Annotated in this window: 4 protein-coding genes; 3 read left to right on the plus strand and 1 reads right to left on the minus strand. The window is 74.8% G+C overall.

The genetic code is table 11. The features are described from left to right. From KN815_RS46555 to hemQ, 3 genes are all read left to right on the plus strand, one after another. On the plus strand, positions 1 to 937 hold a 937-nt coding region (locus KN815_RS46555), incomplete at its 5' end, for an IclR family transcriptional regulator domain-containing protein (protein WP_216347827.1). Beyond that, positions 934 to 2,451: a protoporphyrinogen oxidase gene (gene hemG / locus KN815_RS46560; RefSeq protein WP_216347828.1), complete on the plus strand. Its 1,518-nt coding sequence runs from the start codon at positions 934 to 936 to the stop codon at positions 2,449 to 2,451. The genes KN815_RS46555 and hemG, both read left to right, overlap by 4 nt. Positions 2,452 to 2,455: 4 nt before the next feature. After that, positions 2,456 to 3,172 (plus strand): hydrogen peroxide-dependent heme synthase, encoded by a 717-nt coding sequence (gene hemQ, locus KN815_RS46565; RefSeq protein WP_216347829.1) that lies wholly within the window; start codon positions 2,456 to 2,458, stop codon positions 3,170 to 3,172. 118 nt (positions 3,173 to 3,290) lie between these two features. Here the strand turns inward: hemQ and KN815_RS46570 are convergent. Then, a partial coding sequence (locus tag KN815_RS46570; protein ID WP_216347830.1) for an alpha/beta hydrolase occupies positions 3,291 to 4,866 on the minus strand: 1,576 nt, incomplete at its 5' end.

Raw genomic sequence — 4,866 nt, forward strand, 5'->3', positions numbered from 1 at the left:
ACGCCCCGCCGCCGCGCGCGCGTGGGGCACCCCGGACGGCGCGCCGACGGCCCTGGGCGAGGACCCCGCGCGGATGGCCAAGCGGGAGCTGGGAGCGGGGTTCCTCCAGTCGCTCGCGCGCGGATTGGCCGTCCTGCGGGCACTGGGCGGGGCGGAGGGTGCGAGCCGGGGCGAGACCGCCACGGCGGACGGCGGCGGCCGGGGCGGCGGAATGACGCTCAGCGCCGTCGCGGAGGCCACCGGGCTGGCGCGGGCCACCGCCCGGCGCTCGCTGCTGACCCTCGTCGAGCTGGGGTACGTGGAGGCCGACGGCCGGGTCTTCCGGCCGCTGCCGCGCGTGCTGGAGCTCGGCTACGCCCCCCTCGCCGAGCGAGGCTTCACCGATATCGCCCAGCCGCATATGCGCGAACTGGTCCGCACCGTCCATGAGTCGGCCTCCCTGGCCGTCCTCGACGGCGGCGACATCCGCTATATAGCGCGCGTCCCCACCGTCCGCATCATGAGCGTCAACATCACCATCGGCACCCGCTTCCCCGCCTACGCGACGTCCATGGGCCGGGTGCTGCTCGCGGGTCTGGACGCCGACGCCCGCGCCGCCCATCTCGCCGGGGTGCGGCCCCGGCCGCTGACCCGGCACACCGTGACCGACGTGCCCGAGCTGGCGCGGGTCGTGGAGCGCGTGGCGCAGGAGGGGCACGCCCTGGTCGACCAGGAGCTGGAGGAGGGGCTGCGGTCGCTCGCCGTGCCCGTAAGGGACGCGCGCGGACGGGTGGTGGCCGCGCTCAACGTGGCGACCCACGCGGGCCGCGGCGCCGCCGAGAGCACCCGTGGCGAACTCCTCCCGGCGCTGCGCGCCACCGCGGCCCGGATCGAGGCCGATCTGGCGACGGCCTCGGCACATCACGCCCTGGGGGCGGGTGAGAGAGTGGGCACATGAGAGCGGCGAACACCCCGGGGACGGGACGCACCGGCCATGTGGTGGTCATAGGCGGCGGAATCGCGGGCCTCGCGGCGGCTCACCGGCTGCTGGACGGCGGGGCGCGGGTGACGGTCCTGGAGGCGTCGGGACGGCTCGGCGGCAAGCTGCGCGCGGGGGAGATCGAGGGCGTACCCGTCGACCTCGGCGCCGAGTCGATGCTCGCCCGCCGCCCGGAAGGCGTCGAGCTGGCGCGCGCCGTGGGCCTCGGCGACCGGCTTCAGCCGCCCGCGACGGCGACCGCCTCCCTGTGGACGCGCGGCGGGCTGCGCCCGATGCCCAAGGGGCATGTGATGGGCGTCCCCGGCGATCTGGCGCCGCTGGCCGAGTCCGGGGTGATCTCGGAGGAGGGGCTGGCCCGGATCGCCCGCGACCGGGAGCTGCCGCCCACCCCGGTCGGCGAGGACGTGGCGCTCGGCGAGTACCTCGCGGCGCGGCTCGGCCGCGAGGTCGTGGACCGGCTGGTCGAACCGCTGCTGGGCGGGGTGTACGCGGGCGATGTGTACCGCACCTCGATGCGCGCCTCGGTCCCCACCCTCTTCGAGGTGGCCCGCTCCGGCGGCCCGCTGACCGACGGCGTCCGGGAGCTGGCCGAGCGCGCCGCGCGACGGCAGGACGGCCCGGTGTTCATGGGCATCGACGGCGGGATCGGCCGGCTGCCGCTCGCGGTTGCCGACGCCGTGCGGGCGGCGGGCGGCGAGATCCGCACCGGGGTGGCCGTACGGGAGCTGCGGCGCACCGCAGACGGCTGGACCCTCACGGTGGACGGCACGGGCGGCACCGACGGCGCGGGTGGCATGGGCGGCACGGGCGGTACGGGTGGCCCGCCGGTGGTGACGGCCGACGCCGTGGTGCTGGCGGTCCCCGCGCCCGCCGCCGCCCGGCTGCTGGCCGCCGAGGCCCCGGCCGCCTCCACCGAGCTGGCCGCCGTCGACTACGCCTCGATGGCGCTGGTCACCATGGCTTTTCGGCGCGACGCACTCACCGGCGTGGAAGCGCTCGCCGAACGGAGCGGCTTCCTGGTGCCGCCGGTCGACGGCCGGACGATCAAGGCGGCGACGTTCTCCAGCCGCAAATGGGGCTGGCTGCGGGACGCCGGGCCCGATCTCTTCGTGCTGCGTACCTCGATCGGGCGGTTTGACGACGAGGCGGATCTGAAGCGGGACGACGCCGACCTGGTAAGGATGTCGCTCACCGATCTGGGCGAAGCCGTCGGCCTGACGGCCCGGCCCGTCGCGAGCCGGGTGGACCGCTGGGACGGCGGACTTCCGCAGTACCCGGTGGGCCATCTCGACCGGGTGGCCCGCATCCGCGCCGAGATCGCCAAGGTGCCGGGGCTGGGAGTGTGCGGCGCGCTCTACGACGGGGTGGGCATCCCGGCGTGCGTCGGCAGCGCCCGTAAGGCGGCCGATGAGCTGCTGGGCGCTCTGACGGCCCCCCTGGAGCCGGGCTCCGCAGCCGGAGAGCGAGAATAGGGCCATGACTGCTGCACCTGAGAAGACTCCCAACGCCGGTAAGAAGGCCAAGGACCTCAACGAGGTCATCCGCTACACCCTGTGGTCGGTGTTCCGGCTGCGCGATGTGCTGCCGGAGGACCGCACCGGCTACGCCGACGAGGTCGAGGAGCTCTTCTCCCAGCTCGCCGCCAAGGACGTCACCGTGCGCGGCACCTACGACGTGTCCGGGCTGCGCGCCGACGCGGACGTCATGATCTGGTGGCACTCGGAGACCTCCGACGCCCTCCAGGAGGCGTACAACCTCTTCCGCCGCACCCGGCTGGGGCGGGCCCTGGAGCCGGTGTGGTCCAACATGGCGCTGCACCGCCCGGCCGAGTTCAACAAGGCCCACATCCCGGCGTTCCTCGCGGACGAGAACCCGCGCGACTACGTCAGCGTGTACCCGTTCGTCCGCTCCTACGACTGGTACCTGCTGCCCGACGAGGACCGCCGCCGGATGCTCGCGGACCACGGCAAGATGGCGCGCGGCTACCCCGATGTGCGCGCCAACACGGTCGCGTCCTTCTCGCTCGGCGACTACGAGTGGATCCTGGCCTTCGAGGCGGACGAGCTGCACCGGATCGTCGACCTGATGCGCCATCTGCGCGCCTCCGAGGCGCGCCGCCATGTGCGCGAGGAGGTGCCGTTCTACACCGGGCGGCGCAAGGCGGTCTCCGAGCTCGTCGCCGGTCTGGCCTGACGCTCCTACGGCGGTACACGGCGGTACACGGCGGTGGGGACGCCCTTACGGCGGTCGGGACGGCCTTACGGTCGTCCCGTACGGGCCCCGGCGCCCTCTTACGGCCTGATACGTCCTCTTACGGCGTGCCCGGGATCGCGGCCGGCTGCTTGCCCGACTCGGGCAGCGGGGCCGGCTCCGGAAGCGGTACGGGCTCCGGGCGCGGGGCGCAGGAGGCGGCCCGGCCCGGCGTCCTCCCGGTCAGCAGATACGTGTCCACATGGCGGTTGACGCAGTCGTTCGGCCCGCCCCACACCCCGTGGGTGCCCGCCTTCCGCTCGGTCACCAGCGAGGAGCCGGGCAGCCGGTGCCACAGCTCCTTCGCCCCCGCGTAGGGGGTGGCCGCGTCCCGCTCCGCCGAGAGCAGCAGCACCGGCGGCGGTGCGACTCGCGCCGTCCGGGGGCCCACCGCCTCCAGGTTCCCCACGTCGAGGGGGCGGCCGGGCTTCAGCGGCCAGAAGGCGCACGGCAGGTTCATCGCCACGTTGTCCCAGGTCTCGAAGGGCGCGCGGCGGGCGAGGGCGGTGTTGTCGCGGTTCCAGGTGGCCCAGGTGCGCGGCCAGGGCGCGTCGTTGCACTCCACGGCGGTGTAGACGGCGTTGCCGTTCTCGTCGTCGGCCGCCTGCGCAGGATCGGGCGCGGCGAGCGCGATCAGCGGCTCTGGGTCACCGAGCAGATAGGCGGCCAGCGCCCGGGCGGCTGGATCCCAGTAGGCGTCGTTGTAGCCGGTCCGCAGGAACGCGCTCTGGAGCTGGGCGGTGCCGATGACCCCGCCCGCGGGCTTGTGCCCCAGCCGCCGCCGCGCCTTCTCGTACGAGGCGAGCACCCGCTCCTCGGTGCTGCCCAGGTGGTAGACGGTGTGGTGCCGGGCGACCCAGCGGCGCCAGTCCCGCCAGCGCCGTTCGAAGGCCACCGACTGGTCGAGGTTGTCGTGGTACCAGATCCGCCAGGGGGCGGGGTTGACCACGCTGTCGAAGACCATCCGGCGCACCCGCCCCGGGAAGAGCGTGGCGTACACGGCCCCGTAGTACGTGCCGTACGAGGCGCCCACGAAGGTGAGCCGCCGCTGGCCCAGCGCCGCGCGCAGCACCTCCAGATCGCGGGCGTTGTTCAGCGTGGTGAAGTGCGCGAGCGCGCGGCCCGCGCGGCGCACACAGCCCCGGACGTAGGCGCGTGCCCGCGCCACCAGCCGCCGTTTGAAGGCGGCGGTGGGGTGCGGCGGGGAGCTGGTCGGCGCCTTGGCGTAGGCCGACGGCCGCTGGCAGGACAGCGGGGCCGAACGGCCCACGCCCCGTGGGGCGTAGCCGACGAAGTCGTAGGCGGCGGCCAGACGGTGGAAGGCCCCCTCGGCCGCGTACTCGGGGAACGCCATACCGGAGGCGCCCGGTCCGCCGGGGTTGTAGATCAGCGCGCCCTGACGCCGGGCCTTGGGGCCGGTGGCCCGGATCCGGCTGACGGTAAGGGCGATGTGCTTGCCGCGGGGACGGGCGTAGTCGAGAGGTACGGAGACCTTTCCGCAGGTGATGGGGGCGTCCAGGGCCTCGGCTCGGGGGCAGCGGCGGAACGCGATACCCCGCTTCGCCGCGCGCCGGGCGGCGAGCGCCACCCCGCTTGCCGCGACAGCGTCACCGGGCGGGACGGCGGCCGTGGCGGCC

Origin of the sequence: Streptomyces niphimycinicus (assembly GCF_018883605.1) — a bacterium.
Classification (GTDB): Bacteria; Actinomycetota; Actinomycetes; order Streptomycetales; family Streptomycetaceae; genus Streptomyces; species Streptomyces niphimycinicus.